23 protein-coding genes are annotated in these 26,830 nt (G+C 64.9%); 14 read left to right on the plus strand and 9 right to left on the minus strand.

From position 1 onward, the window contains the following. The first annotated feature begins 32 nt into the window (after positions 1–32). On the plus strand, positions 33–1,925 hold the full coding sequence (locus ABWP22_RS06020; protein ID WP_353199054.1) for an ABC-F family ATP-binding cassette domain-containing protein: 1,893 nt from the start codon (positions 33–35) through the stop codon (positions 1,923–1,925). 256 nt (positions 1,926–2,181) lie between these two features. On the opposite strand, the gene ABWP22_RS06025 is transcribed toward ABWP22_RS06020, so the two are convergent. After that, positions 2,182–2,646 carry an acyltransferase gene (locus ABWP22_RS06025; RefSeq protein ID WP_353199055.1) on the minus strand — a complete coding sequence of 155 codons (465 nt, stop codon included), beginning with the start codon at positions 2,644–2,646 and terminating at the stop codon, positions 2,182–2,184. A gap of 144 nt (positions 2,647–2,790) precedes the next feature. Here ABWP22_RS06025 and ABWP22_RS06030 point away from each other — a divergent pair, with 144 nt between their 5' ends. Then, a complete protein-coding gene (locus ABWP22_RS06030; RefSeq protein ID WP_353199056.1) occupies positions 2,791–3,102 on the plus strand; it encodes an acyltransferase in 312 nt (103 codons plus the stop codon). A gap of 175 nt (positions 3,103–3,277) precedes the next feature. Here ABWP22_RS06030 and parE read toward each other — a convergent pair whose 3' ends face one another. The 3 genes from parE to ABWP22_RS06045 all read right to left on the minus strand — a co-directional run bounded on the left by parE (position 3,278) and on the right by ABWP22_RS06045 (position 7,628). Next, positions 3,278–5,281: a DNA topoisomerase IV subunit B gene (gene parE / locus ABWP22_RS06035; RefSeq protein WP_353199057.1), complete on the minus strand. Its 2,004-nt coding sequence runs from the start codon at positions 5,279–5,281 to the stop codon at positions 3,278–3,280. A gap of 539 nt (positions 5,282–5,820) precedes the next feature. Beyond that, positions 5,821–7,230, minus strand: a complete 1,410-nt coding sequence (glnA, locus tag ABWP22_RS06040) for a type I glutamate--ammonia ligase (protein ID WP_353199058.1) — start codon at positions 7,228–7,230, stop codon at positions 5,821–5,823. Between the two features lie 59 nt (positions 7,231–7,289). Beyond that, positions 7,290–7,628: a P-II family nitrogen regulator gene (locus tag ABWP22_RS06045; protein WP_353199059.1), complete on the minus strand. Its 339-nt coding sequence runs from the start codon at positions 7,626–7,628 to the stop codon at positions 7,290–7,292. A gap of 404 nt (positions 7,629–8,032) precedes the next feature. On the opposite strand from ABWP22_RS06045, the gene ABWP22_RS06050 reads away from it, so the two are divergent. Continuing rightward, positions 8,033–9,373 carry an ammonium transporter gene (locus ABWP22_RS06050; protein WP_502951091.1) on the plus strand — a complete coding sequence of 447 codons (1,341 nt, stop codon included), beginning with the start codon at positions 8,033–8,035 and terminating at the stop codon, positions 9,371–9,373. 27 nt (positions 9,374–9,400) lie between these two features. On the opposite strand, the gene ABWP22_RS06055 is transcribed toward ABWP22_RS06050, so the two are convergent. The 3 genes from ABWP22_RS06055 to ABWP22_RS06065 all read right to left on the minus strand — a co-directional run bounded on the left by ABWP22_RS06055 (position 9,401) and on the right by ABWP22_RS06065 (position 12,662). Continuing rightward, positions 9,401–10,171: an SDR family oxidoreductase gene (locus ABWP22_RS06055; protein WP_353199060.1), complete on the minus strand. Its 771-nt coding sequence runs from the start codon at positions 10,169–10,171 to the stop codon at positions 9,401–9,403. An 11-nt stretch (positions 10,172–10,182) separates the two neighbouring features. Further along, the gene (locus ABWP22_RS06060) at positions 10,183–11,811 is read right to left on the minus strand and encodes a spinster family MFS transporter (protein ID WP_353199061.1); all 1,629 of its coding nucleotides are present in this window, start codon (positions 11,809–11,811) and stop codon (positions 10,183–10,185) included. A 62-nt stretch (positions 11,812–11,873) separates the two neighbouring features. Beyond that, positions 11,874–12,662 (minus strand): helix-turn-helix transcriptional regulator, encoded by a 789-nt coding sequence (locus ABWP22_RS06065; protein WP_353199062.1) that lies wholly within the window; start codon positions 12,660–12,662, stop codon positions 11,874–11,876. 188 nt (positions 12,663–12,850) lie between these two features. Between ABWP22_RS06065 and msrA the strand changes: the two genes are divergently transcribed. Beyond that, the gene (msrA, locus tag ABWP22_RS06070; protein ID WP_353199063.1) at positions 12,851–13,387 is read left to right on the plus strand and encodes a peptide-methionine (S)-S-oxide reductase MsrA; all 537 of its coding nucleotides are present in this window, start codon (positions 12,851–12,853) and stop codon (positions 13,385–13,387) included. Between the two features lie 4 nt (positions 13,388–13,391). Here the strand turns inward: msrA and glmS are convergent, their stop codons facing one another. Both glmS and glmU read right to left on the minus strand, forming a co-directional pair. Beyond that, the gene (glmS, locus tag ABWP22_RS06075; protein ID WP_353199064.1) at positions 13,392–15,215 is read right to left on the minus strand and encodes a glutamine--fructose-6-phosphate transaminase (isomerizing); all 1,824 of its coding nucleotides are present in this window, start codon (positions 15,213–15,215) and stop codon (positions 13,392–13,394) included. After that, positions 15,215–16,579 carry a bifunctional UDP-N-acetylglucosamine diphosphorylase/glucosamine-1-phosphate N-acetyltransferase GlmU gene (gene glmU / locus ABWP22_RS06080; protein ID WP_353199065.1) on the minus strand — a complete coding sequence of 455 codons (1,365 nt, stop codon included), beginning with the start codon at positions 16,577–16,579 and terminating at the stop codon, positions 15,215–15,217. Before glmU ends, glmS begins: the two co-directional genes overlap by 1 nt. A 134-nt stretch (positions 16,580–16,713) precedes the next feature. On the opposite strand from glmU, the gene gph reads away from it, so the two are divergent. From gph to ABWP22_RS06130, 10 genes are all read left to right on the plus strand, one after another. Then, positions 16,714–17,382 (plus strand): phosphoglycolate phosphatase, encoded by a 669-nt coding sequence (gph, locus tag ABWP22_RS06085; protein ID WP_353199066.1) that lies wholly within the window; start codon positions 16,714–16,716, stop codon positions 17,380–17,382. Beyond that, the gene (locus ABWP22_RS06090) at positions 17,379–18,545 is read left to right on the plus strand and encodes a sensor histidine kinase (RefSeq protein WP_353199067.1); all 1,167 of its coding nucleotides are present in this window, start codon (positions 17,379–17,381) and stop codon (positions 18,543–18,545) included. Before gph ends, ABWP22_RS06090 begins: the two co-directional genes overlap by 4 nt. 139 nt (positions 18,546–18,684) lie before the next feature. Continuing rightward, on the plus strand, positions 18,685–19,737 hold the full coding sequence (locus ABWP22_RS06095) for a substrate-binding domain-containing protein (RefSeq protein ID WP_353199068.1): 1,053 nt from the start codon (positions 18,685–18,687) through the stop codon (positions 19,735–19,737). Continuing rightward, on the plus strand, positions 19,734–21,128 hold the full coding sequence (gene pstC, locus ABWP22_RS06100) for a phosphate ABC transporter permease subunit PstC (RefSeq protein WP_353199069.1): 1,395 nt from the start codon (positions 19,734–19,736) through the stop codon (positions 21,126–21,128). Before ABWP22_RS06095 ends, pstC begins: the two co-directional genes overlap by 4 nt. Further along, positions 21,128–22,438: a phosphate ABC transporter permease PstA gene (gene pstA, locus ABWP22_RS06105; RefSeq protein ID WP_353199156.1), complete on the plus strand. Its 1,311-nt coding sequence runs from the start codon at positions 21,128–21,130 to the stop codon at positions 22,436–22,438. Before pstC ends, pstA begins: the two co-directional genes overlap by 1 nt. Positions 22,439–22,488: 50 nt before the next feature. Then, entirely contained in the window at positions 22,489–23,235 is a 747-nt protein-coding gene (gene pstB / locus ABWP22_RS06110; protein ID WP_353199157.1) for a phosphate ABC transporter ATP-binding protein PstB, read from the plus strand. 35 nt (positions 23,236–23,270) lie between these two features. Then, a complete protein-coding gene (phoU, locus tag ABWP22_RS06115) occupies positions 23,271–23,981 on the plus strand; it encodes a phosphate signaling complex protein PhoU (protein WP_353199070.1) in 711 nt (236 codons plus the stop codon). A 27-nt stretch (positions 23,982–24,008) separates the two neighbouring features. Then, the gene (gene phoB, locus ABWP22_RS06120) at positions 24,009–24,725 is read left to right on the plus strand and encodes a phosphate regulon transcriptional regulator PhoB (protein ID WP_353199071.1); all 717 of its coding nucleotides are present in this window, start codon (positions 24,009–24,011) and stop codon (positions 24,723–24,725) included. Positions 24,726–24,884: 159 nt separating this feature from the next. Then, positions 24,885–25,781: an SDR family oxidoreductase gene (locus ABWP22_RS06125; RefSeq protein ID WP_353199072.1), complete on the plus strand. Its 897-nt coding sequence runs from the start codon at positions 24,885–24,887 to the stop codon at positions 25,779–25,781. Between the two features lie 7 nt (positions 25,782–25,788). Further along, positions 25,789–26,829, plus strand: coding sequence for a hypothetical protein (locus ABWP22_RS06130; protein ID WP_353199073.1), 1,041 nt, complete (start codon positions 25,789–25,791; stop codon positions 26,827–26,829). Position 26,830 lies beyond the last annotated feature (1 nt).

Consider the following 26,830-nt stretch of genomic DNA (forward strand, 5'->3'; position numbering starts at 1 on the left):
CGCAGCGCGCTTGGCCTGCTAGGGCGCTGCGCATGCTGTCGATCTCCACTGTTACCGTTCGCCTTGGCGGGCGCACCATCCTCGATGGCATCAATGCCACGCTGCCGCCGCGCGCCTGCATCGGCCTGATCGGGCGCAATGGCGCCGGCAAATCCACGCTGATGAAGGCGATTGCCGGGCAGCAGGAGCTGGACGCCGGCAGCATCGACATGCCGCGCGCCACACGGCTGGGCTATATCGCGCAGGAAGCGCCGGCCGGGCAGGGCACACCGTTCGATACGGTGCTGGCCGCCGACACCGAGCGCGCCGCGCTGATGCTGGAGGAAGACGCGCTGGCCGCCAGCGGCGCCGACCCGTTGCGGCTGGCCGAAGTGCATGAACGGCTGGTGGCCATCGACGCCTATACCGCGCCGGCCCGCGCCGGGCGCATCCTCGATGGCCTGGGCTTTGATGCGGCAGCGCAGCAGCGCCCGCTCGACAGTTTTTCCGGCGGCTGGAAGATGCGCGTGGCGCTGGCCGCCCTGCTGTTCAGCCAGCCCGATCTGCTGCTGCTGGACGAACCGTCGAACCACCTCGATCTCGAAGCGGCGATGTGGCTGGAAAGTTTCCTGAAATCCTATCGCGGCACGATCCTGCTGATCAGCCATGAACGCGATCTGCTCAACAATGTCGTCGATAACATCCTGCACCTCGAACAGGGCAAGGCGACGCTGTACGCCGGCAACTACGACAGTTTCGAACGTCAGCGCGCCGAACGGCTGGCGCAACTTGCCGCCGCCCGCGAAGCCCAGGCCACCCAACGCGCCAAGCTGCAGGATTATATCGCCCGCAACTCGGCGCGCGCCTCCACCGCCAAGCAGGCGCAGAGCCGGCAAAAGGCGCTGGCCAAGATGCAGCCGATTGCCGAAACGGCGGTCGATCCCAGTCTGAAGTTCGATTTTCCCTCGCCACCGCCACTCAAGCCGCCGCTGGTGCAACTCGATGGTGCGGCGGTCGGCTATGATGGCACCGCCATATTGACCGGCCTCGATCTCACGCTCGATCCCGATGATCGGCTGGCCCTGCTGGGGCGCAACGGCAATGGCAAGACCACGCTGGCGCGGTTGCTGTGCGGGCAACTGCCGGCAATGGCCGGATCGAAGCACGCGCCGGGCAAATTGCGCGTCGGTTATTTCACCCAATATCAGGTCGAGGAGCTCGACCGCGATGATACGCCGCTGGAGCATATGACCCGGCTGATGCGCGGTGCCAACCCATCGGCGGTGCGCGCGCAACTGGGGCGATTCGGCTTTACCGGCGGCATGGCCGAACAGAAGGTCGGCCACATGAGCGGCGGTGAACGCGCCCGGCTGGCGCTGGCGCTGATCACCCGCGATGCGCCGCACCTGCTGATCCTCGATGAACCGACCAACCACCTTGATGTCGATACGCGCGAGGCCCTGGTGCAGGCGCTGAATGGTTACGAAGGCGCGGTGGTGGTGGTCAGCCATGATCGCCACATGATCGAAGCCAGCGCCGATCGGCTGGTGCTGGTCGATGCCGGCCATGCGCGCAATTTCGATGGCAGCATCGATGATTATGAAGCGTTGATCGTCGGCGGCCCGCCAAAGAAGGCCGACGCCCCCAAGGCACCTGCCGCACCGCGCGAAGACCCGAAGGAAGCCCGCCGCCGCGCCGCCGCCCAGCGCGAAGCCACCGCGGTGCTGCGCAAGGCGTTGAGCGCTGCCGAACAGCGTATTGCCCGGGTGACGGCGGAGCGCGATGGCCTGGACGTGCGGCTCGCGCTGCCCGGAGCCAACAGCGCGGCGCTGCTCAAGCAGCGCGGCCAGATCGAAGCCAGCCTGGCGGCGGCGGAGGCGGAATGGCTGGTGGCCAGCACGGCGCTTGATGCGGCCCAGTCGGGCGGGCCGTCTGGCAAATCCTGAAGCAAACCCGCCCGACCAGCAGACCACAATACGCAGAGGCGATTGCGCGTAAATTGAAGCAGTTAACGCCCTCCCCCTTGCGGGGAGGGCGACTCGGCGCCAGCCGAGCAGCCTGCCCCGGACTTGATCCGGGGGGGTGGGGGTTGCTGCGAATGGCCGCATCCGAAACCCCCACGGGCCTCGCCTTCGGCTCGTCTCTCGCCCTCCCCGCAAGGGGGAGGGAACTGACGTGATTCAACCAAAATGCAATCGCGCCTCAGAGATCGTACATCCGCCGTGTGTTGTCGTCGGCACCTTCCAGCCGGCCGAAGTTGCCGACCTTGATGTCCGAACGCACGACACGGGCGGGATTGCCGGCCACGATCGAACGGGGCGGCACATCATCGAACACCACGGCACCGGCCGCCACGATCGATTCATCGCCCACCGTGACGCCCGGCATGATCATCGATCCGCCGCCGATGAAACAGCGCTGGCCGATGCGGATCGGATTGATGGCGCCGGTGGCCAGATCACGCGCATCCAGCAACGTCTTGAACGCGACCAGCGAATAGGCGCCCACCTGCACGCCGCCCGGCCGCCCGGCCATGAACCGGCTCGACAACGAGATGCTGGCGGTTGGATCAATCGCCACGCCGGATCGCAACTGCAACCAGTGCCGGCGCAGGCCAGTAAGCAGCAAGCGCAGCTTGCGCAAACGGTTGAGGGAGCCGATGGCCATGACATCTTCAAATAACGACCATTTTGGCCGCTTGTAAATGAACTTGGGCCGTGAGATTGCAGCGCCGGCAGGGGAAGGTTCACCATGCGTCGATTGAGTTTGCGGCAGCACTGGCAAAGATTTGTGCGGGATCGCATCTGGGCCATGGACGTGCATCCCACCGCCTGGATCGCCGAGACTGCCCTGATCGATCGCACGTGGCCGCGCGGCGTTCACATCGGGCCGGATTGCGTGATCGGGGAGGAGGTCGTGATCCTCACCCACGATCTGACCCGTGGCATCTATGTGGATACGCATGTCGGCCCCGGCACGCAGATCGGCGCCCGTGCCATCCTTCTGCCCGGTGTGACCGTGGGCCGGAATTGCGTGGTCCAGCCGGGAGCCTTGGTCAACCGGGACGTCCCCGACGATCATGTCGCCACCGGCAACCCGGCGGTGGCGTCCCGGCGGACCTGATATTCCCGCACCTGATTGTCCTGGCGTGCGGTTGCTGTCTGCCATCCTGAATATCCCCCGGATGACGGGATGATTGATCGGATGCGATCGGGATGACAGGCGCCATGCCACCAGTTCGGCAGGCAACGCGCCTGTTGCTGCCATAGATCCATCCAGTTTGGCGGTTTTGCCGCCGTCAGGCGTCCAGTGCCTCGGCGTCGATCGAAGTGGCGTGGCTCTGGATGAAGTTGAAGCGGTGCTCCGGATTGCGGCCCATCAGCCGTTCGACCAGATCGGCCACATCGGCGCGGCCTTCGGCATTTTCGGGCAGGCGCACCCGGATCAGGCAGCGGCTGTCCGGATCCATGGTGGTTTCCTTCAATTGCTGCGGGTTCATTTCGCCCAGGCCCTTGAAGCGGCTGACCTCCACCTTGCTGCGGCTGGAGAACGTCGTGCCCATCAGTTCGGCGCGGTGGGCATCGTCGCGGGCATAGGCGACGGTGCCGCCGGCCGACAGGCGATACAATGGCGGCTGCGCCAGATAGAGGCGGCCATCGCGCACCAGCCCGGCCATCTCGCGGAAGAAGAAGGTCATCAGCAGGGTGGCGATGTGTGCGCCATCGACATCGGCATCGGTCATGATGATGATGCGTTCATAGCGCAGGCTTTCGGGCGTGTAGCGTTCGCGCGTGCCGCAGCCCAGCGCCTGAATCAGATCGCCGATTTCGCTGTTGGCGCCGATCTTGGCGGTGTTGGCGCTGGCCACGTTCAGGATCTTGCCGCGGATCGGCAAGATCGCCTGGGTGTTGCGGTTGCGCGCCTGCTTGGCACTGCCACCGGCAGAATCACCTTCCACGATGAACAATTCGGTGCCCGGCGCATCGCCGCGCGCGCAATCCGTCAGCTTGCCGGGCAGGCGCAACGACGATTTGCTGGTGGCGGTCTTGCGTTTCACCAGCGCTTCCTGGCGGCGGCGCAGCCGGTCTTCCATGCGCTCCAGCACGAACGCCAGCAGCGCCTTGCCGCGATCGCCGCTGCCGGTCAGCCAGTGATCGAAATGATCCTTGATGGCATTTTCCACCAGCTTCGTGGCTTCCGGGCTGGTCAGACGGTCCTTGGTCTGGCTCTGGAACTGTGGATCGCGGATGAACAGCGACAGCATCAGTTCGGCGCCGGAAAACACATCCTCGCCGGCCAGTTCGCCAGCCTTCTTATTGCCGGACAGGGTGGCGAAATTCTTGAGGCCGCGCGTCAGTGCCAGCCGCAGCCCGGCTTCGTGGGTGCCGCCATCCGGGGTGGGGATGGTGTTGCAATAAAAGCTGGCCGAACCTTCCCCCCATTGCGGCCAGGCGCAGGCCCATTCCACCGCGCCCATCGGCTTGCCATCGGCGCCGGCCGCCAGATCGGCGCGGCCGGCAAACAGATCGGCCACCACCAATGGGCGATCATCGAGCCGTTCGCGCAAATGATCGGCGAGGCCGCCGGGGAAGGTGAACACCGCCGATTCCGGCACATCCTTTTCGCCGGGGCCATCGCGCCGTTCGGCCGCGCAACGCCAGCGGATTTCGACACCACCGAACAGATAGGCCTTTGATCGCGCCAGCTTGTACAGGCGGCTGGCGCGGAAGGCCGCCTCCGCCCCGAAGATCTGTGCGTCAGGGTGAAAGCGCACCGAAGTGCCCCGGCGGTTGGCGACCGCACCCAGTTTTTCCACGGGCCCCAAGGGCAGGCCGCGCGAAAAACGCTGCCGATACAGCTGCTTGTCGCGCGCCACTTCGATTATGGTGTCGTCCGACAGCGCGTTGACCACGCTGATGCCGACGCCGTGCAGGCCGCCGCTGGTGGCATAGGCCTTGCCGCTGAACTTGCCGCCTGAATGGAGCATGGTCAGGATCACCTCCAGCGCCGATTTGTCGGGAAAGCGCGGGTGCGGATCGACCGGGATGCCGCGGCCATTGTCGACGATGGTCAGGCTGCCATCGGCCTCCAGGCTGACCTCGATGCGGCTGGCGTGGCCGGCGACGGCTTCGTCCATCGCGTTATCAAGCACTTCGGCGGCGAGATGGTGCAGGGCGCGTTCATCGGTGCCGCCGATATACATGCCCGGCCGCCGCCGCACCGGTTCCAGCCCCTCCAGCACTTCGATGTGGCTGGCATCATAATCGGCGGAGCTTTGGGTGGCGGCAAACAGATCGGACATGGGGGGGGTATAGCAGCTTGGCCGCCGCCTGCCAGTTGCGGCGCAAAGTCGGGCTTTGCCGACTGCGACAATTTTTTGGCCATCTACGCCATTTCGCGCATTGAATTTGGGCGTTGTGCGGTGCAAAAGGGACAGGCCGATATGGCGATCCTCCCCAAGGATTTACTCGGGCCGGAACTCAGGTTCCGGCCCCTTTTTTATATATATGTCAGATATTTGACAGCGTCGGCTTGGGTAGAGCGGGCTGCGCCCCACCGCGCGACGCCTTTGTTGCAGTGCACAATATGGCGCCAGAATGAAGGGTGTTGGGGTGGTTGATTCCCAATGCCGAACGGCCGGCGGCAAAGCCGCCGAGTCCGTTTTGCGTACAAGAAGCAAGAGAGAGGAAGAGCGTGGCGGAGCCGCAATGCCCGCCCCGGACTTGATCCGGGGTCAGACGAGCCAAAAAAAGGGCGGCCTGTTGGGGCCGCCCTTTTGTTGCTCGCTGCCCGAGCGCGACGCGAGTCGGTGGGGAGTGCTGCGCACTCCCCACACGCCGCTTACGCGCTGTAGTACATATCGAACTCGACCGGCGCCGGGGTCATTTCCCAACGCTGCACCTCTTCCATCTTGAGTTCGATGTACGAATCAATCTGGTCGTCGGTGAACACGCCGCCCTTGGTGAACACCGCCCGGCTCTTGTCGAGCGCGGCCAGGGCTTCCCGCAGCGAGGCGCACACGGTCGGCACCTTCTTCAGTTCGCGCGGCGGCAGGTCATAGAGATTCTTGTCCATGGCCGGGCCGGGGTGGATGCGGTTCTCGATGCCGTCCAGGCCGGCCATCAGCAACGCCGTGTAGCAGAGATAGGGATTGGCCAGTGCATCGGGGAAGCGCACTTCCACGCGCTTGGATTTGGCGCCGGTGCCATAAGGAATGCGGCACGACGCCGAACGGTTGCGGCTGGAGTAGGCGAGCAGCACCGGCGCTTCGAAGCCGGGCACCAGCCGCTTGTAGCTGTTGGTGCCGGGGTTGGTGAAGGCGTTGCAGGCCTTGGCGTGCTTGATGATGCCGCCAATGAAGAACAGCGCCATTTCCGACAGGCCGGCATATTCATCGCCAGCGAACAGCGGCGTCTTGCCGTTCCAGATCGACAGGTGGGTGTGCATGCCGCTGCCGTTGTCGTCCTTGATCGGCTTGGGCATGAAGGTGGCCGTCTTGCCATAGGCATGGGCGACCTGGTGCACGACATATTTGTACACCTGCATGCGGTCCGCGGTTTCGACCAGCTTGCCATAGGTCAGGCCCAGCTCGTGCTGGGCGGAGGCGACTTCATGGTGATGCTTGTCGCAGGGCAGGCCCATTTCCAGCATGGTGGCGACCATTTCGCCGCGCAGATCCACGGCCGAATCGACCGGCGCCACCGGGAAATAACCGCCCTTGGCGCGCGGCCGGTGGGCCATGTTGCCCTGTTCATACTGGCGGCCGCTATTGGTCGGCAGCTCGATGTCATCCAGATGGAAAAAGCCTTCGTTGTAGCCGAGGCCGAAGCGCACATCGTCGAACACGAAGAATTCGGCTTCCGGGCCGACGAACACCGTGTCGCCGATGCCGGTGGCCTTCAGATAGGCTTCGCCGCGCTTGGCCGTGCTGCGCGGATCGCGGCTGTACAGCTGGCCGGTCGAGGGTTCGACCACGTCGCACACCAGGATCAGCATCGGGGTGGCCGAGAACGGATCGATATAGGTCGCGTCCAGATCCGGCATCAGGATCATGTCGCTTTCGTTGATCGCCTTCCAGCCGGCGATCGACGACCCGTCGAACATGAAACCATCGGTGAGCATGTCTTCATCGATCACGCCCGACACCATGGTCAGGTGCTGCCACTTGCCCTTGGGATCGGTGAAGCGCAGGTCAACCCACTCGATGTCCTTGTCTTTGATCAGGCTCAAGATGTCTGCGACAGTGGCCATTCGGCTCTTCCCCTGTTGGATGTTGGTTGGTGGTATTGAAAACGTATGTGGCGGGCGGATCAGATCGCGTCGCTGTCGCGCTCGCCGGTGCGGATGCGCACGGCCGATTCGATGGCTGAAACGAAGATCTTCCCATCGCCGATGCGACCGGTGCGCGCCGCGTTGGTGATGGCTTCCACCACGCGTTCGACCTGATCATCGTCAACGATGACCTCCAGCTTCACCTTGGGCAGGAAATCCACGACATATTCGGCACCACGATATAATTCGGTGTGGCCCTTCTGTCGGCCGAAGCCCTTGGCTTCGATGGCGGTGATGCCGGAAACGCCCACTTCATTGAGGGCTTCCTTCACGTCGTCCAGCTTGAACGGCTTGATGACGGCTTCGATCTTCTTCACATCCTTCTCCCGCCCACAAAGCCCGCCAGAACGATCCCGCAACGAACCGTCGTCGTGGTGGCTGAAGGCACCGTCTCTTGCGCCATTTGCCAGGCCCGCGCCACCGTAATTTGGCTTATATGAATCCCGCTTAATGGCCTGAGCTTGCCGGGCAATCGCGCCCCATGCCTTGCGGTTCAGCCGATAAGCGGGACGCTCCCCACCGTCAAACGCCTTATGTTTCAAGGCGACAGCGCCGGGCATCTAAGGGATGTTTTCGGTCGAACGGCGCAGAAGCCTTGGGCGGCCGGCATCGCGGCAGCCATGCATCTGTTGTTGGCCAGGCTGGGCCGACATCGCGCATCTGGCCACCGCACGAACGATGCAACGCAGGCGGCAACAATGCCGCAACGCAGGGGAAGTTGATGACGAGTATCTTTGGCAGACTGCGCGGCCCCGCAATGCTGGCCGGCACAATGCTCATGGCATCGGCACCGGCCTTCGCTCAGGATATGGTGCCGGTTCCCGACAAGGGCGACACGGCATGGATGCTGGTATCCACGCTGCTTGTGCTGTTGATGATCCTGCCAGGCCTGCAGCTGTTTTACGGCGGCCTGACCCGCTCCAAGAACATGCTGGCCACGATGACCCAGATTGCAGCGGCCTCGTGTCTGGCGATGCTGCTTTGGGTGGTGTTCGGCTATTCTCTCGCCTTCGGGCCGGACAGTGCCGGCGCGATGAAGCCGTTCATCGCCAGCCTGGATCGGCTGTTCCTGGCCGGGATCACCGCCGGCTCTACGGCACCGACGTTCACCGACGGCGTGGTCATCCCCGAATATGTCTTCGTCTGCTTCCAGATGACCTTCGCCGCCATCACGGTCAGCCTGGTGCTCGGTTCGGTTGTGGAGCGGATCAAATTCTCGGCCGTTATGGTGTTCACGCTGATCTGGCTGCCGCTGGTCTATCTGCCGATCGCCCATATGGTGTGGGCCTCTTCTGGCCTGTTCTTCGCCATGGGCGCGCTCGATTTTGCCGGCGGCACCGTGGTGCACATCAATGCCGGCGTATCGGCGCTGGTTGCGGCGCTGCTTCTGGGCAAGCGCATCGGCTATGGCAGGGACAATACTGCGCCGCATTCCCTGACCCTCACGCTGGTCGGCACCGGCCTGCTGTGGGTCGGCTGGTTCGGTTTCAATGCCGGTTCGGCGCTGGAGGCCAATGGCTCGGCGGCGCTGGCGATGATCAACACGTTCGTGGCCCCTGCCGGGGGCGCGCTGGCCTGGCTCGCTGTGGAAAAGCTGGCCGGCCACAAGCCGTCGGCGCTTGGCCTGGCCTCCGGTATCGTTTCCGGGCTGGTGGCGGTCACACCGGCCGCCGGCAATGCCGGCCCGCTGGGTGCGATCCTGCTCGGCGCGCTCGGGGCGATGTTCTGCTATTTCGCGGTCGCCGTGCTCAAGCCCAGGCTGGGCTATGACGACTCGCTCGATTCCTTTGGCATCCACGGGATTGGCGGGATTGTCGGCGCCATCGGCACCGGGATCTTCTATTCACCCGCACTGGGCGGCCCCGGCGGCGATGATTTCGACATGGCCAGCCAATTGGGCGTGCAGCTGGCAACGGTGGCCACCACCATCCTCTGGTCGGCGGTCGGCACGGCGATCGCCATTTATGTGGCCAAGGCGGTGACCGGCCTGCGCGTCAGTCGCGATGTCGAGCAGGAAGGGCTGGACCTGGGCGAGCACGGCGAACGCGCCTATAATCCTTGAGGCGCCCGCAGGCGCTCGCCAGCCGCATCACACGGTCGTGGCATAACCGCCATCGACGGTGATCACGCTGCCGGTCATGAAGCCGCTGGCCCGGCTGGCGAGGAACAGCGCGACGCCGGCCATGTCGTCTTCATTGCCCCAGCGCTGCATCGGCGTGGCGGCGCGGAAGGCTTCGCGGAATTCCTCGGCGATGGCGGCGGTCATCTTCGACGGGAAGTACCCCGGCGCGATGGCGTTGACGGCAATGTGGCGCGGGCCAAGGAACTTCGCCATCATCCGGGTCAGGTGCAGCACGCCGGCCTTGGACGCGGCATAGCTGTAGGTTTCCAGATCGGAAACATGCTGGCCATCGATGCTGCCGATGTTGATGACGCGCGCCATCTGTTCGGGGCTGGCGGCGGCGGCGAGGTTCGGCAGCAGTTTCTGGGTGAGAAAGAACACCGACTTCACATTCAGGTCCATCACCTTGTCCCAGCCGATTTCCGGGAACGCATCGATGCCGGCGCCCCAGCTTGCGCCGGCATTGTTGAACAGGATATCCAGCCGCGGAAACCGCTCTGCCACGGCCGCGGCGAAGCGTTCGACCTCGGCCATCTGCGACAGATCGGCGGGCAGGGCGATGCAGGCCGGGCCAAGTTCGGCGGCCAGGGCATCGCAATCACTGGCCTTGCGGCTGGAGATGATGACCGTCGCGCCATTTTCCACCAGCGCCCGCGTGATCATCTCGCCGATGCCGCGGCTGCCGCCGGTGACCACGGCGGTCTTCCCGGCGACGCTGAACAACTGTTCGATCTTCATGTTGTTTCCTTTCAGATTGCCTCGCCAGCGGCGCGCGCCCGGTCGAGCCGGCTGGCCTCGGCGGCGGGCAGCAGACGATAGACCATGAACAAGGTGACGATGGTGAAGGGCGCCATCAGCAACAGCGCCAGCACGCCAGTGGCCAGATTGCCGGTCACCGCCGAGACGAAGCCGGTGAACCAAGGGCCCAGGCCCAGCCCGAACAGGGTGGTGCCGATGAAGAAGGTGGCGGTGGCGGCACCGCGCATGCGCGGCAGCACCAGATCCTGCGTCGTGGCCGCCGCAACCCCCACATACATGGCGCCGAACACGGTGGTGGGGGCAAAGCACAGGAAGAACGTCGCCAGATCGGTCGTGGTATATTGCAGCCAGACGAAGGGCGCCGGCACCAATGTGGCCAGACAGCCGACCATGATGCGGCCCGATGGATGACGCTGCTTGGCCCAATCGCCGAGCACACCGCCCAGGATGGTCCCGACAAAGCCGCCCAGCGCACCGCCGGCCCCCAGGATGAACGCCACGGATTCGCGCGTGCCGTACCAGACCGCTGGCCCGCCGCTCGCCTCGATCGGATCGACAAAGGTGCGCAGGGCATAGGGCACGGCCCAGAAACCGACGGAATAGCCGACGAAGCTGATCGAGCCGAAGCCCAGGATGGTCAGCACGAAGGCCGGCGTGCCCCAGATCATTTCATAGGTCGGCTTGTCACGTCGCTTGATCGATTGGGCCCAGCTGATGACCGCGTAGAGCCCGGTGCCCACGGCAACGAATTGGGGCACTTCGCCAGTGACCGCGACCAGCATGGCGACCAGCCCGGCCACGAGCAGCAGCGCAGCCACATTTTCCAGCAAGGCCCGCCGGCCGAGCAGCGCCATGTTGATCAGCGTGAACGGCGGGATCACGCTGGCCAGGTCGGCGGCAAAATTGCGCAGGATGGTGCGGCCGGGCAGGGCCTTCGGCGGCGGCAGGCCGTCGGCGCGGCCGCGGATGGGTTCGATCAGCGTGGCCACCCAAAGCGCCAGCAGCAAGCCGGGAATGCCCACGGCCATGAATGCGGCCTGCCAGCCGACCAGGCCCAGCGGTCCACCGCCGGGATAGGCGGCGTTCCAGCCCTTCACGATCACCGCGCCAATCAAATAGGATACACCGCCGCCAAGATAGAGGCCGGCGGCGTAGATCGACAGCGCGGTGGCGCGCCGCGCCTTGGGAAACCAATCCGAAATCATCGAATAGGCCGACGGGCCAGCGGTCGCTTCGCCGACGCCGACGCCGACGCGCGCCAGCGATAATTGCGTGAAGCTGCCCGACAGGCCGGACAGCGCCGTCATGCCCGACCACAGGGTGAGGCCAAGGCTGAGCAGCCGGGTGCGCACCCAATTGTCGGCCAGCCGGCCGATCGGCACCCCGAACAGGGCATAGAATACGGCAAAGGCGGTGCCATAGAGAAAGCCGAGCTGGGAATCGGTCAGCCCCAGATCGCGCTTTATGTCTTCCGCCAGGATCGACAGGATCTGCCGGTCGATGAAATTGAACACATAGACCAGCACCAGCAGCGCCAGCACATACCAGGCATAGGGCCCGCCCACCGGCGGCACCTTGCCTTCACTGCCAGCTATGGTTTCGCCGTCCTGCTGATCCATGACCCCTCCCGGCTGGCCGGGGGCATCTGGCGACCCCTGCTGGCAACAGCCGCAATGGCTTATCAGTCGTCCCGGCGCCTGTCACCCGCCCCAGCACCCATCATTTCTGCGCCCATCACATCGGCAAACGACAAATGCCCGTCATACAACGCGCGCACCACCAGCTCGGTGCGGCTGGACACGCCATAGCGCCGCTTGGCGGCCTCAAGATATTTGTGCACCGTGCCTTCGGTCAGGCCGAGCAATTTGCCGGTCACCCAATTGGATTTGCCGCGCGCCGCCAGCACCACGCAATCGAGCTGACGCTGGGTCAGGCGAATGCCGCCGCCCGTGCCGCTGTCATTGGCGGCCAGCTTCAGCCGCCGCGCGGCTTCGAAGGCAAAGCACGCCAGATATTGCGCGGCCGGCAGTGCTTCGGCCGGCAGTTCGCGGCCGCCGCCCATCACGAAGCTGACCAGGCCCGATGCCTGCCCCGGCACATGGATCGGCACGGTATAGCCTTCGGCCAGACCGGCGGCCCGTGCTTGCGCCATGTAAGCGCGGTGGCGATCATTCATGGGCAGCAAGGTTTCGAGATTGCTCCACGCAAAAGGCGCGACGCTGCGCTCGCTGGCCAGCAGCACCGGATCATCGGCGATGCGGCCCTGGCTCACCAACTGTTCCACCCAGGCATCCGGAAAATCCGTCAACCGCACGGGCCCCAATGGCAAATTCATCATGACGGCCGGGCCGGTCACACGCTGCGCCATGGCAAAATGATCAAAATGAAAACTGCGCGTTGCATCCTTGAGGATGAGACCGATATCCGTCAGCGATGGCGACGCGCGCACATCGCGCACGAATGTCTGCACATCCTTGAAACTCCCCACACGCAACACCCCCAACAACACGCAACATGATGCGTCGCATACACCCTGCGACGCGGCACTTAAGCCCGCCCCCCTTGTCGGCGCGATGATGCCAGCCTATCCACTGCCCTGAATGTTGCCGGCGCTGTAACTATATAATCCGGAAAATTACTTTTGACAACGAGGTGGCCATGACGGAAAATATCGCAATATTCGCAGGCGGTTGCTTCTGGTGCACGGAAGCGGTGTTCAACGAACTTCGTGGTGTGGAATCGGTCCAATCGGGCTATATTGGCGGCGCTGTTGATCATCCAAGCTATGAGCAGGTCTGCTCGGGCCGCACGGGTCATGCCGAAGCTGTGCGCATCGAATTCAATATTTCCGAAATAAGCTATTCAGAACTGCTCGACATTTTCTTTTATACCCATGATCCGACCACGCTCAATCGGCAGGGCGCCGATACCGGCACCCAGTATCGCTCGGCGATTTTTCCGCAGAATGCTGTGCAGGCCGGGGAAGCCGAAGCGGCGATCATGCGCAATCAGGCCAGTTGGGACAATCCGATCGTCACCAGCATCGAACCCAATGCGCCCTGGTATCCGGCCGAAACCTATCACCAGCGCTATTTCGAGAAGAATGGCGCCAGCAATGGCTATTGCGCAGCCGTGGTCGCGCCGAAACTGGCCAAGTTCCGCAAGGGCTATGCGGCGCGTTTGAAGGGCCGCTGACGGCCTATTCCACCGTGACGGATTTGGCCAGATTGCGCGGCTGATCGACATCCGTGCCTTTGGCCACGGCGACATGATAGGCCAGCAACTGCACCGGGATGGCGCTGATCAACGGGCTGATGAACGGATCGACCATCGGCATGGCAACAGCCGCCGCGGTGCCCTGGCCCTGCGCCGCGATGCCGTCTGCGTCGCTCAGCAGCACGACCTGGCCGCCGCGCGCCATCACCTCCTGCATGTTGGACACGGTCTTTTCGAACCGCGGTCCCGATGGGGCGATGACGATCACCGGCACATGTTCGTCGATCAGCGCGATCGGCCCATGCTTCAACTCGCCAGCGGCATAGCCTTCGGCGTGGATATAGCTGATTTCCTTCAGCTTCAGCGCGCCTTCCAGCGCCATCGGATAATCCGGGCCGCGGCCGATATAGAGGATGTCGCGCGCCTTGGCCAAATTCGGCGCCAGTGCCGAAATGGCGTCTTCGCATTGCAGCGCGGCGTTCATCGCCGACGGCACTTCGGTGAGCAATTGCACCAGCCGGGCTTCCTCGGCCACGGGCACCTGGCCCTTGGCCTTGCCCAGCGCAATGGCAAAGGCCGCCAGCACGGCCAACTGGCAGGTGAAGGCCTTGGTGCTGGCCACGCCAACTTCCGGCCCGGCATGGGTGGGCAACAGCAACTGGGTTTCGCGGGCCATCGTCGACGTGCCGACATTGACCACGGCGGCCACCATCTGCCCCCCGGCCAGCGCATGGCGCAAGGCGGCGAGCGTATCGGCAGTCTCGCCCGATTGGCTGATGAACAGGCACAGGCCGCCGGCTTCATACACCGGGTCACGATAGCGATATTCCGAGGCATTCTCGATGCTCACCGGCACCCGTGCCAGGGCTTCGATCCAGTAACTGGCGACATGGCCGGCGAGCAGCGCGGTGCCGCAGGCGACGATCTGCACGCGCTTCACGGCCGAAAGATCGAACGGCAGATCGGGCAGTGCCACGGTTTGTGCCAGCGGATCGAGATAGGCCCCCAGGGTCTGCGCCACCACGATCGGCTGCTCGTGGATTTCCTTTTCCATATAATGGCGGTGGTTGCCCTTTTCGATCACCGCGGCGCTGGCCGATGAGGTGATGAAGACGCGCTCCACCGGCTGGTCGGTGGCATCGAAGATGGTGACGCCATCGGCCGACATGCGCAGCCAATCGCCTTCTTCCAGATAGGCGATGCGATTGGTGAACGGCGCCAGGCCCAGCGCGTCGGAACCGAGGAACATCTCGCCGGTGCCACGACCGACGACCAGCGGCGAACCGCGCCGCGCGCCATAGATGGTGCCGGGATGATCCTTGAACAATATGGCGAAGCTGAAGGCGCCGTGCAGGCGCTTCAGGGTCTCGGCCACGGCGGCATCCGGGGTCAACCCGCGCGCCAGCGCCAGTTCGAGCAGATGCGCCACCACCTCGGTGTCGGTGTCGGACGTGAGCGTGCAGCCGGCGGCCAGCACTTCGTCGCGCAGCGGCTTGAAATTCTCGATGATGCCATTGTGCACCAGGCAGACATGTTCGGTGGCGTGCGGGTGGGCATTGTCGGTGGTCGGCGCGCCGTGCGTTGCCCAGCGCGTGTGGGCAATGCCGATGTGGCCGGGCAGGGGGTTCAGGGCCAGTTCGCGCGCCAGATTGGCCAGTTTGCCAGAGGCTCGCCGCCGGTCCATCACGTCATCATGGATCGTGGCGATGCCGGCACTGTCATAGCCGCGATATTCCAGCCGCCTGAGGCCATCGACCAGCCGGTCGGCCACAGGTTCGCCAGACACGATGCCGATGATGCCGCACATTAACGTCTGTCCTTTTTTGCGGCCGCCGCAGCGCGGAAGCGTAGCGCCCAGCCCGGCTTTTCGGTGTGTGCCCCGCGCGCCAGGGCCAGGGCATCGCCGGCAACATCGCGCGTGATGGTGCTGCCTGCCGCCACGATGGCGCCGTCGCCGATCGTCACCGGTGCCACCAGCGCGCTGTTCGAACCGATGAAGGCGCCGGCCCCGATCTGTGTGCGATATTTGAAGAAACCATCATAGTTGCAGGTGATGGTGCCGGCGCCGATATTGGCTGCGGCCCCGATGCTGGCATCGCCCAGATACGACAGATGGCTGGCCTTGGCCCCGGCGCCGAACGCGGCATTCTTGGTTTCGACGAAATTGCCGATCTTCACACCGGCGCCCAGCACGGTGCCGGGCCGCAGCCTGGCGAACGGGCCAATCTCGCAATCGGCGCCGATGGTTGCGCCTTCGATATGGCTGTGGGCGCGGATGCGGGTGCCGCTGGCGATGGTCACGCCCTTGCCGAACACCACGAACGGCTCGATCTCCACATCGGCCGCGATGTCGGTGTCGGCGCACAGGAACACGGTTTCGGGCGCCTGCATGGACACGCCGGCCGCCATCAGCTCGGCGCGGCGGCGGCGCTGGAAGATCGCTTCCAACTGGGCCAGTTCGGCGCGGCTGTTGGCGCCGGCAACCTCGTCGGCATGGGTTTCGATCACGGTGCAGGTGCGGCCATCGGCCAGCGCCAGGCCGACCACGTCGGGCAGATAATATTCGCCAGCGGCATTGTTGTTGGTGACGCGGGCGAGCAAGGCGAACAGATCGGCGGCGCGCACGGCCATGAGCCCGGAATTGCACAGGGTTTCGGCGCGTTCCTGCGCGCTGGCGTCCTTGAATTCCACCATCTTGGCGATGTGGCCGCCCTGCGCGATGATCCGGCCATAGGCGCCCGGATCGGCTGGCCGGAAGCCCAGCACCGCCACCGCGACATCATCGGTCAGCGCGTCCAGCAACCGCGCCATGGTCGCCGCCGGCACCAGCGGCGCATCGCCATACAGCACCAGCACCTTGCCGTCGAAATCGGCCAGCGCGGCCTGTGCCTGCCCGACGGCATGGCCGGTGCCCAATTGCGGTGATTGCACCACCACCTCGCCGCGGCTGCTGACTTCGGTTTCCACCTGTTCGCGCAACGCGCCGACCACCACCACCGTGCGCATCGGGCCCAGGCTGGCCAGGCTGTCCATCAGATGGCGGAGCATCGGTTTGCCGGCGATGGCGTGCAGCACCTTGTGGCGCGCCGATTTCATGCGCGTGCCCATGCCGGCCGCCAGGATGACAGCGGCAAATGGACGTTTCGGGGGTGGGGGCAGATCGGCGGTCACCCGCGCAGCCCTGCCACATGCGCCGTGGCTTGAAAAGTGAAGCTGCGCGCATGTGCCGTGCTTGCAAAGCCGTTGGGCGAAGCGCATCGCTCCGTCGCATATCCGCAACATCGTTCTGGCAAGGATGATCATTCGTGATTTTGCCCCGCACCATCCTGTTCGATCTTGACGGCACCCTGGTCGACACCGCGCCCGATCTGGCCGGTGCGATGAACCATGTGCTCGCCGGTCTGGGCCGCCCGCCGGTTCCGGTCGATCATGTGCGCCACCTTGTTGGCCACGGCGCGCGTGCGTTGATTGCGCGGGGCTTGGCTGTGACCGGTGAGGCCCGGCCCGATCTGGTCGAAGGTGCGATGCCGTTGTTCCTGCAACATTATGCGGCGCATATTGCCGATGCTTCCCGGCCGTTTGCGGGCGTCGAAGCCGCGCTCGATGCGCTGGCGGCAGCCGGCTGCCAGCTCGCCATCTGCACCAACAAGCCCACGGCGCTCGCCGTCGCGTTGATCGACGCGCTCGGCTGGCGCGCGCGCTTTGCCGCCATCGTCGGGTTTGATTCGGCGCCGCGGCCCAAGCCCGATGCCGCGCATGTGCTGGCCACGCTGGCGGCCTGCGGCGCGGAAACTTCGGGCGCCGTGTTTGTCGGCGATTCCGCCACCGATGTCGGCGGCGCGCGCAATGCCGGCCTGCCCATCGTGCTGGTCAGCTTCGGTTACACCGATACGCCGGCCGCTGATCTGGGCGGCGATGTGGTCATCGATCATTATGACCAGTTGCTGCCCGCCCTGGCGGGGCTGGCCGCATGACCAGCACCGGCGAAACGCTGCTGCTGACGCTGGCGATGCTGCTCGTCGGGCTGGTGCTCGGCCGTCTGTCGCGGCCCGATGCCGATGCCGCACCGATGGTGCCGGCCGAAACGCCACCACCACCGCCGGCCCCGCCGCCGCCCGATCGCATCCATATCGACAGTTTGAACGATGCCGTGCTGATCACGCAAGGGTCGTGGGTGGCGGCGGCCAATGGCGCGGCGCGCGCGCTGCTGGGGGATCGGGTGGTGGGCAGCGATCTGCGGCTGACCGTGCGCCACCCGGTGCTGCTCGACGCCGTGGAAGCGGTGATGGCCGGCAAGGCAGTGGAAGATTGCGAGATCAGCGGGCTGGGCAACGCCAACCGCAGTTTCCGGCTGCGCGTTGTGGGCGATGGTGCCAATGGAGTCGGGGGCCGCTGTCTGGTGCTGCTCGACGATGTCACCCAGGCCAAGGTGACCGAGCGCATGCGCGTCGATTTCGTCGCCAATGCCAGCCATGAACTGCGCACGCCGCTGGCAACGCTGACCGGCTTCATCGAAACGCTGCAAGGCCCGGCGGCCGAGGATGAACCCGCGCGGCAGCGCTTTCTGGCGATCATGGCACAGGAAGCCGATCGCATGCGCCGGCTGATCGACGATCTGATGAGCCTGTCGCGCATCGAGCTCGACAAGTTCATCCGGCCCACCCAGGCGCTGGAATTGAAGGGCATCGCCGCCGAAGTCGGCCGCACATTGGCGATCCGGCTGGATACCGATCAGCGCCAGTTGCTGATCGACGAGCCGGCCGATCTGCCGCGCGTGATCGCCGATCGCGATCAGATACTGCAGGTGCTGCACAATCTTGTGTCCAACGCCTTGAAATATGGCCGCGTCGGCACGCCGATCCGCGTGTCGCTGGTGGCCGATCCCGGTGCCGCCGGGCGTGATCCGACGGTGCGGATCAGCGTGGCCGATCACGGCGAGGGCATCGCGCCCGAACATCTGCCGCGCCTGACCGAACGATTCTATCGGGTGGATTCGCAGCGCAGCCGCACCCTGGGCGGCACCGGCCTTGGCCTCGCCATCGTCAAGCATATCGTGGAGCGCCACCGTGGCCGACTGGAGATCGACAGCCGGCTGGGGGAGGGGACAACGGTGTGTTTCACGCTGCCGCTGGTGTGACCGCGCAAGCTTTGCCCGATCATCGGCGTAACAAGAATGTCACAATATCGTCATAAGTCCCTCACCAGCGCCGGCTAGGGCGTGCGCTGCAAGGTTCATCACGGTGATGATTCGTCCGGGCGCAATGCAGGGGTCCAGCTTGACGCAGCATGCACGTCTTCGTGTTACGGCCGGTATCGCAGTTGCGGTGCTGGCCCTGCTCGCTGGTTGTTCGGGGGGCAGCCGCACCCAGATCCGCATTGTCGGTTCGTCAACCGTCTATCCCTTCACCACGGCCGTGGCCGAGCAGTTCAAGCGCAAGTGGCAGCAATTTCCGGCGCCGATCGTCGAATCGACCGGCACGGGTGGTGGCATCAAGCTGATGTGTGCCGGCCTGGGGGCGCAGTTCCCCGATGCCGCCAACGCCTCGCGCCGCATCAAGGCCAGCGAGATCGCGGATTGCCGCAATCATGGCGTGAAGGGCCTCATCGAATTGCAGGTCGGCGTCGATGGCTTGGTGGTCGCACAGGCGCGCAGTGCCGATTTCCCCGGCCTTACCGAGCGCGACGTCTATCTGGCGCTTGCGGCCAATCCGTTCGGCAAGGGGCCGAACCGGGCGACCTTGTGGTCCGATGTCAATCCGGCGCTGCCGGCGATCCGCATCGAGGTGATCGGCCCGCCGCCCACATCGGGCACGCGCGACAGTTTCAATGAACTGTACATGCTGAAAGGCTGCAACAGCGAGCCGGCGATGCAGGCCCTGAAAAAGCAGGACGAAACCGCCCATAAGCAGATTTGCGAGAAGGTGCGCGAAGATGGCGCCTTTGTTGAGGGCGGCGAGAACGACAATCTGATCGTGCAGAAGATTTCTGCCAATCCCAATGCGTTGGGCGTGTTCGGATATAGTTTTGTCGAGGAAAACAGTGACCGCGTGAAGGATGTGCCGCTGCACGGTGTTCGCGCCAGTTATGACAATATCGCCAGCGGCACGTTCCCGGCGTCGCGGCCGCTGTATCTCTATGTAAAGGTGCAGCATGTGCCCGCCGTGCGCGGCATGCGCGAATTTCTGGCCGAATATGCCCGTGAATCGACCTGGGGCCGCAAGGGCTATCTGGCGCGCAAGGGCCTGGTGGCGGCGCCCGAAGCCGTCAGGCGCGCCGGCGAGGCGTTGGCCCGTGATCTGACCCCGATGGATGAGGCCAGCGTGACATGACGCTGTTGATTGCCCTGTTGCTGGTGATTGGCCTGGCTGGCTTCGCCTATCTGGCGGCGCGGGCGCGGGCCGGCAAGATGATCGTCGCGGCTGCCGGCAGGTTCGGCGCCGTGCACAGCCGCCCGGTGTATCACGGCGCCTATGTGGCGGTGCTGGCGCTGGCCCCGGCGCTGATCGTGCTGGCCGGCTGGAGCCTGGTCGGCGAGCGCTGGATCGAGCAGCAGGTGGTCGGCGCCTTGCCCGCGGCCGATCAGCCGGTGGACAAGCTGGACCGTGCCGCGCTGATGAACGAAGTGCGCGGGCTGGTCGCCGGCGATCTGCCGCAGGCGTTCAATCCGGTCGCACCGAAACTGGCGCCGGTTTATGCGGCGGCGGTGGCCAATGGTGACCTGCTGGCCGGTGCGCTGGCCGTGGCGCTGCTGTGCGGCGGCGGCCTGTGGGGCTATGGCCGCATCCGCCCGGATTTCCGCGCCCGCACGGCCGTGGAATCCCAGGTGCAGGCGGTGCTGCTGCTGGCGTCGGTGGTGGCCATTCTCACCACCTTCGGCATCGTGCTGTCGCTGATCTTCGAATCGATCCGCTTCTTCGGCATGGTCTCGCCGGTCGAATTTCTCACTGGCCTGCAATGGAGCCCGCAGACGGCGCTGCGGGCCGATCAGGTCGGGTCCACCGGCTCGTTCGGGGCGGTGCCGTTGTTCTGGGGCACAATCTTCATCGGCGCGATCATCGCCATGCTGGTGGCGATCCCGCTCGGGCTGCTGTCAGCGATCTACCTCACCCAATATGCCGCGCCGTCGCTGCGCCGCTGGCTCAAGCCCGTGCTCGAACTGCTCGCCGGGGTGCCCACGGTCGTCTACGGCTTTTTCGCGGCGCTGACCGTCGCGCCGCTGGTGCGCCAACTGGCGGTGGCGATCGGCATGTCCGATGCCTCGTCCGACAGCGCGCTCGCTGCCGGGCTGGTGATGGGCATCATGATCATCCCGTTCGTGTCGTCGATGGCCGATGATTCGCTCACCGCGGTGCCGCGGGCGATGCGCGATGGCAGCCTGGCGATGGGCGCCACCATGTCGGAAACCGTCAAGAAGGTGATGGTGCCCGCCGCCTTGCCCGGCATCGTTGGCGGTGTGCTGCTGGCCGTGTCGCGCGCCATCGGCGAAACCATGATCGTGGTGATGGCCGCCGGCCTGGCCGCCAATCTGACGGCCAATCCGTTCAGCAGTGTCACCACCGTGACCACGCAGATCGTGGCGCTGCTCACCGGCGATCAGGAATTCGACAGCGCCAAGACCTTGTCGGCCTTCGCGCTGGGCCTGGTGCTGTTCTGCATGACGTTGGTGCTCAACATCTATGCGCTGGCGGTGGTGAAACGCTATCGGGAGGCCTATGAGTGATGGCGACAATTGCCGCCTCCGCTGCCGCGCCGCTTGAGCGCCAGCCGACCGACTGGGCCTCCCCTGAAATGCAGGGCCGCATCGCCGCGCGCTATCGGGCGGAGCGCAATTTCCGGCGGCTGGGCGCCGGCGCGCTGATGGTGGCGGCGGGCTTCCTCGCCTTTCTGCTGTTCACCATCGTGCGCGATGGCTGGACCGGGTTTCTGCGCACCGAGGCGCGGGTGGAAGTGATGTTCGATGCTGCCACATTGGGGGTCGATTCGGCGGCGTTGCGTGGGCCCGGCGCCCAGGCCGTGCTGGCGCGGGCCGATTATGTCGCCCTGATGGACAAGGCCGCGCTGCAACTGGGGCCAGCGTCCGACATGCTGTCCGACGCCGCCTGGCTTGCACTTCGGGATCGCCTGGTCGCCGATCCCACGCTGATCGGCCGCACCGAAACCCTGTGGGTGCCGGTGCGCTCCAGCATCGATCTGCTTGCCAAGGGCAAATATGATCTGGATGCGCCGGCCGACAGCCGCGGTGTGACCGATCGCGAAGTGTCCGATTGGCGCTGGCTGGATAGCCAAGGCCGGCTGCGCACCGTTTTCAACCAGGCCTTCATCGGCAATGCCGATTCGACCGAACCTGAGCTGGCCGGCATCGGCGGCGCGGCGCTGGGATCGCTGTTCACCTTGTTCGTCACCATCGCCATCGCGTTCCCGCTGGGGGTGTTTTCGGCGGCCTGGCTGGAGGAATTCGCGCCGAGGGGCCGGCTTGCGGACATCATCGAATTGTCGATCAACAATCTGGCGGCAGTGCCGTCGATCATCTTCGGCCTGCTGGGCCTGGCGTTTTTCCTCAACTATGCCGGCCTGCCGCGCTCTTCGCCGCTGGTGGGCGGCATCACGCTGGCGCTGATGATCATGCCGGTGATCGTGATCGCCGCGCGCGTTGCCATCCAGGCGGTGCCGCCGTCGATCCGCGATGCGGCGCTGGGCATCGGCGCCTCGCCCATTCAGGTGGTATTCCAGCATGTGGTGCCGCTGGCGTTGCCCGGCATCATGACCGGCACGATCATCGGCATTTCCCGCGCGCTTGGCGAAACCGCGCCGCTGCTGCTGATCGGCATGCGCGCCTTTGTCACCGATACACCGCAGGGCCTGACTGCGCCGGCCACCGTGCTGCCGATGCAGGTGTTCCTGTGGTCGGATGATGTGCAGCGCGGCTTTGTCGAGAAGACCTCGGCGGCCATCATGGTGCTGCTGTTCATCCTCATCCTGATGAACAGCGTCGCCATCTATCTTCGCAATCGTTTCGAGAGGCGCTGGTGAACACCAATCCTGCCCCAAATGCCGCCATTGGCCACAACCATGTGCCCAAGATGACGGCGCGCAACGTCAATGTCTTTTATGGCCAGAAACAGGCCATCAAGGATGTTTCCATCGATGTGTCCCCCGAACATGTCACGGCGTTCATCGGGCCATCGGGCTGCGGCAAGTCCACCTTCCTGCGCTGCCTGAATCGCATGAACGACACGGTGGACGGCGCGCGCGTCGAAGGCCGCATCGAACTGGATGGCCAGGATATCTATGCGCCGGTGATGGATGTGGTGCAGCTGCGCGCGCGGGTCGGCATGGTGTTCCAGAAACCCAATCCCTTTCCCAAATCCATCTATGAAAATGTCGCCTATGGCCCGCGCATCCACGGCCTGGCCCGCGCCAAGGCCGATATGGACAATATCGTCGAAAGCGCGCTGCGCCGCGCCGGCCTGTGGGACGAAGTGAAGGACCGGCTGGGTGAAAGCGGCACTGCCATGTCGGGCGGGCAGCAGCAGCGCCTGTGCATCGCCCGCGCCATCGCCGTCGATCCCGAAGTGATCCTGATGGACGAGCCCTGCTCGGCGCTCGATCCGATCGCCACCGCGCGCATCGAGGAGCTGATCGACGAACTGCGCGGCCGTTATGCCATCGTGATCGTCACCCACAACATGCAGCAGGCCGCCCGCGTCAGCCAGCGCACGGCGTTTTTCCACCTCGGCACGCTGGTGGAATATGACGAGACGCCGGCCATTTTCACCAACCCGCAGCAAACCCGCACCAAGGATTATATCACCGGTCGTTACGGCTGACGCCCCCATCAGCCAGCGGCGCAAAGGAACAGGCCATGCCCGAAGTCACTGCCCACACCGTCAAGAGTTTCGACGAGGATATTGCCCAGCTTCGCGCCGTGATCAGCCGTATGGGCGGCCTGTGTGAAACCCAGATCGCTGATGCCGTCGACGCGCTGATCAGCCGCAACATCGATGCGGCGCGGGTGGTGATCGAAGCCGACAAGCGGCTGGATCAACTGGAGGCCGAAGCCGAAGTGCTGGCGGTGCGCATCATCGCGCTGCGGGCGCCGCTGGCCAGCGATCTGCGCGAAATCGTGGCCGCGTTGAAGATCGCCGGCGTGCTGGAGCGCATCGGCGATTATGCCAAGAATATCGCCAAGCGCACGATCGTGGTGGCGCAATCGCAACCGGTGGGCCCGGCGGTGATCATCCCGGAAATGGCGCGCATCGTGGTGGAAATCATCCGCGACACGATGGATGCCTTTGTCGATCGCGATGCCGTGAAGGCGGTGGGGTTGCTGTCGCGCGATCAGCAGGTCGATGAATTCTACAACTCGCTGTTCCGGTCGCTGCTCACCTTCATGATGGAAAATCCGCACTACATCACGCCATCGACGCATTTGCTGTTCGTGGCGAAAAACCTGGAACGCATCGGCGACCACGCCACATCGGTGGCCGAAATGGTGCATTTTTCCGTCACCGGCCAACGCCCGGCCGAACGCCCGAAGAATGATTTCGCCTCCACCGTCTACAGCCCTGAATAAGCCTGCCCCCTTTCGGGAGAGTATAACATGCGTGCCAAGATCCTTCTCGTCGAAGACGATGCCAGCCTCATCGAGCTGGTGACCTACAATCTTGAGAAAGAGGGTTTCGATGTCGTGCGCACCGGTGACGGTGAGGAGGCGCTGACCCTGGCCGAGGAGGAAAAGCCCGATCTGGTCATCCTCGATTGGATGATCGCCAATCTGTCGGGCATCGAGGTCTGCCGCCGCCTGCGCCGTGCGCCGGCCACCGCCAATCTGCCGATCGTCATGCTGACCGCGCGCGGCGACGAGGCCGATCGCATCCGCGGGCTGGAAACCGGCGCCGACGATTACATGACCAAGCCGTTTTCCCCCCGCGAACTGATCGCCCGCATCCGCGCCGTGCTGCGCCGCCTGCGTCCGGCATTGTCGGGCGGGCAACTGGAATTCGCTGGCATCGCCATGGATACCACGGCGCACCGGGTGATGCGCGATGGCCGCACCGTGCAGCTTGGCCCCACCGAATTCCGCTTGCTGCGGCATTTCCTCGAACATCCCGGCCGGGTGTTCAGCCGTGAACAACTGCTCGATGCCGTGTGGGGCCGCGATGTCTATGTGGAGCAGCGCACGGTGGACGTGCACATCCGCCGGCTGCGCAAGGCGGTCAACGCCGGGCCGACCGGCGACGAGCTGCCGGACCTGATTCGCACCGTGCGCTCCGCCGGTTATTCGCTGGATGCTACCCCGGCGGTGCAGGCGGCCTGAGCCAAAGTTGCGGATTCGCTTTGCAGCCTGCTCCGGCCCGGTTAAAGCGCCAAGGGCTTGGCATCGATTCCCGTGCGCAGGCCGTATGAACATCAGGGCTGGCAACGCGGCCGCATAGCCGCCGCCGACGCCCGCAACAAATTCAGGGGTATGTAGCCAATGTCGCTTTCCTTCGAAGGGCGTGTTGCCATTGTCACCGGTGCCGGCGGCGGCCTCGGCCGGGCCTATGCGCTGGATCTGGCGCGCCGCGGTGCCAAGGTTGTGGTCAATGATCTGGGCGGTGCCCGTGATGGTTCCGGCGCGTCGCTGTCGGCCGCGCAGATGGTTGTCGATGAAATCACCGCCATGGGTGGCGAAGCCATGGCCAATGGCGCCAGCGTCACCGACATGGCTGCGGTCGAGAAGATGGTGGCCAACGTCAAGGAACGCTGGGGCCGCATCGATATCCTGATCAACAATGCCGGTATCCTGCGCGACAAGACCTTCGTGAAGATGACGCTGGACGAGTTCCGCACCGTGATCGACGTGCACCTGATGGGCAGCGTCAACTGCACCAAGGCGGTGTGGGAATTGATGCGCGAGCAGGCCTATGGCCGCATCCTGATGACCACGTCGTCCACCGGCCTTTATGGCAATTTCGGCCAGGCCAATTATGGCGCAGCCAAGCTGGCACTGGTCGGCCTGATGAAGACGCTGGCGCTGGAAGGCGCCAAGTATAATGTCCACGTCAACACCATCGCGCCGCTGGCGGCGACCCGCATGACCGAGGATCTGATGCCGCCGGCCATGCTGGAGAAGATGGGGCCGGAAACCGTGGTGCCAGCCTCCGTGTTCCTGGTGTCCGAAGAGGCGCCAACCAACGTCATCCTGAACGCTGGCGCCGGCGGCATCGAGCGCGCCTATGTGACGCTGACCCGCGGCGTGCATCTGTCGCCGGAAGAACTGACCGCCGAAACCGTGGCGGCGCGCTTTGCCGAGATCAGCGACCGCACCGGTGAGGTCGTGCCCGACAATGGCGGCGCGCAGGCGCAAATGGCCTTGGGCGGGGCGCGTTGAGCCAAGCGTGATCGAAGCGGCCGATCTCGACGCGGCGGTGGCCGCCGGCATCATCGATGCCGACACGCGAGATCGGCTGCTGCGCTTCACCCAGGATTTGCGGCGCGACACGGCTGTGGGGCCGGACGAAGAACAGTTCCGGCTGTTGACCAGCTTCAACGACATCTTTGTCACCATCGCCATCGGCCTGCTGTTGTTTGCGGTGGGCAGCCTGACCAGCCAGATCGTGCCCGTGCTGGCGCCGCCGCTGCTCGCTGCCATCAGTTGGGGCCTGGCCGAATATTTCACCCGCAAACGCCGCATGGCCTTGCCCAGTGTCGTGCTGCTGCTCAGCTTTGTCGGATCGGCGTTCGCCACGGCGATCAGCGTCGGCGGCGGCTCGTTGGACGCCATGGCTGCGACGCCGGCACTGGTTTCCATGGTGGCGGCTGGCGGGCTCGGCATTGCGGCGGCCTGGCTGCACTGGCGGCGTTTCATGGTGCCGATCACCATCGCCGCCGGTGCCGGTGCCGCGGCTTCTGTCGTCGTCCTGCCCGGAACCGCTGGGCTTGCCTGGGCACTCAAGCTCGATTCACCGCCATTCCTGCCGATGATAGCGCTGTGCGGACTCGGCGTGTTTGCACTAGCCATGTGGTACGATAGCCGCGATCTGGCGCGGACCACGCGGCGCAGCGATGTGGCGTTCTGGTTGCATCTGCTGGCGGCACCGATGATCATCCATCCGGTGTTCGCAGCCGCCGGGCTCGCCGATGGTCCACCGGGGCTTGGATCGGCATTGGCCATTGTCCTGGTCTATCTGCTGTTGACCGTGCTGGCGCTGGCGATCGATCGGCGCGCGTTGATTGTCTCGGCGCTGGGCTATGTCATCTACGCCATCCAGGCCCTGATCGGCGGCGGCGGCGACGTGTCTGCGGCCTTCGGCGTCACGGCGCTGATCATCGGCTTGTTTCTGGTGCTGCTCTCGGCCGCATGGCGAACGGTGCGCGGCGAATTGCTGCTCTATGTGCCGCCACGCCTGCGCGCGCGCCTGCCGCAAGCAACGGGCTGAA

It is taken from the genome of Sandarakinorhabdus sp., from assembly GCF_040398665.1.
Lineage (GTDB): Bacteria > Pseudomonadota > Alphaproteobacteria > Sphingomonadales > Sphingomonadaceae > Sandarakinorhabdus.

Excerpts from the sequence above, each read along its gene's own strand:
- msrA (WP_353199063.1), top strand. The coding sequence starts at position 12,851 with ATGACGGAAAATATCGCAATATTCGCAGGCGGTTGCTTCTGGTGCACG.
- ABWP22_RS06090 (WP_353199067.1), top strand. The coding sequence starts at position 17,379 with ATGACCAGCACCGGCGAAACGCTGCTGCTGACGCTGGCGATGCTGCTC.
- phoB (WP_353199071.1), top strand. The coding sequence starts at position 24,009 with ATGCGTGCCAAGATCCTTCTCGTCGAAGACGATGCCAGCCTCATCGAG.
- pstC (WP_353199069.1), top strand. The coding sequence starts at position 19,734 with ATGACGCTGTTGATTGCCCTGTTGCTGGTGATTGGCCTGGCTGGCTTC.
- pstA (WP_353199156.1), top strand. The coding sequence starts at position 21,128 with ATGGCGACAATTGCCGCCTCCGCTGCCGCGCCGCTTGAGCGCCAGCCG.
- ABWP22_RS06025 (WP_353199055.1), bottom strand. The coding sequence starts at position 2,646 with ATGGCCATCGGCTCCCTCAACCGTTTGCGCAAGCTGCGCTTGCTGCTT.
- parE (WP_353199057.1), bottom strand. The coding sequence starts at position 5,281 with ATGTCCGATCTGTTTGCCGCCACCCAAAGCTCCGCCGATTATGATGCC.
- ABWP22_RS06020 (WP_353199054.1), top strand. The coding sequence starts at position 33 with ATGCTGTCGATCTCCACTGTTACCGTTCGCCTTGGCGGGCGCACCATC.
- ABWP22_RS06050 (WP_502951091.1), top strand. The coding sequence starts at position 8,033 with ATGACGAGTATCTTTGGCAGACTGCGCGGCCCCGCAATGCTGGCCGGC.
- pstB (WP_353199157.1), top strand. The coding sequence starts at position 22,489 with ATGACGGCGCGCAACGTCAATGTCTTTTATGGCCAGAAACAGGCCATC.
- ABWP22_RS06030 (WP_353199056.1), top strand. The coding sequence starts at position 2,791 with ATGGACGTGCATCCCACCGCCTGGATCGCCGAGACTGCCCTGATCGAT.
- ABWP22_RS06055 (WP_353199060.1), bottom strand. The coding sequence starts at position 10,171 with ATGAAGATCGAACAGTTGTTCAGCGTCGCCGGGAAGACCGCCGTGGTC.
- phoU (WP_353199070.1), top strand. The coding sequence starts at position 23,271 with ATGCCCGAAGTCACTGCCCACACCGTCAAGAGTTTCGACGAGGATATT.
- glnA (WP_353199058.1), bottom strand. The coding sequence starts at position 7,230 with ATGGCCACTGTCGCAGACATCTTGAGCCTGATCAAAGACAAGGACATC.
- ABWP22_RS06125 (WP_353199072.1), top strand. The coding sequence starts at position 24,885 with ATGTCGCTTTCCTTCGAAGGGCGTGTTGCCATTGTCACCGGTGCCGGC.
- glmS (WP_353199064.1), bottom strand. The coding sequence starts at position 15,215 with ATGTGCGGCATCATCGGCATCGTGTCTGGCGAACCTGTGGCCGACCGG.
- ABWP22_RS06060 (WP_353199061.1), bottom strand. The coding sequence starts at position 11,811 with ATGGATCAGCAGGACGGCGAAACCATAGCTGGCAGTGAAGGCAAGGTG.